General features: G+C 78.7%; 1 pseudogene. It reads right to left on the bottom strand.

The window, feature by feature from the left end:
* Window positions 1-113 precede the first annotated feature (113 nt).
* Window positions 114-314 (bottom strand): annotated as a pseudogene (locus JHD67_RS22545) (hypothetical protein); the annotation flags it as partial.

Here is a 314-nt window from a genome sequence, read left to right as displayed (position 1 = left end):
CCCCCCCCCCCCCCCCCCCCCCCCCCCCCCCCCCCCCCCCCCCCCCCCCCCCCCCCCCCCCCCCCCCCCCCCCCCCCCCCCCCCCCCCCCCCCCCCCCCCCCCCCCCCCCTCTTTAATGCTCCGGCGCCCACCGAGATCTACACCCGAACGTTGTCGTCGGCAGCGTCAGATGTGTATAAGAGACAGGCGCCGGACTGGCCGCGCGCAGGTCATGGCGGCTCAGGCCGTGACGGGCCAGCCGTGACATCGGCAAGGCCAGGCGGTCGCGCTCGGCGTCCTCCTCCAGGCGCAGCAGGGCGAACAGCAGGTGCGA

The sequence above is a fragment of the Dyella sp. ASV21 genome (assembly GCF_016428975.1).
GTDB lineage: Bacteria > Pseudomonadota > Gammaproteobacteria > Xanthomonadales > Rhodanobacteraceae > Dyella.
This window is presented reverse-complemented; position numbering and strand designations above follow the sequence as displayed.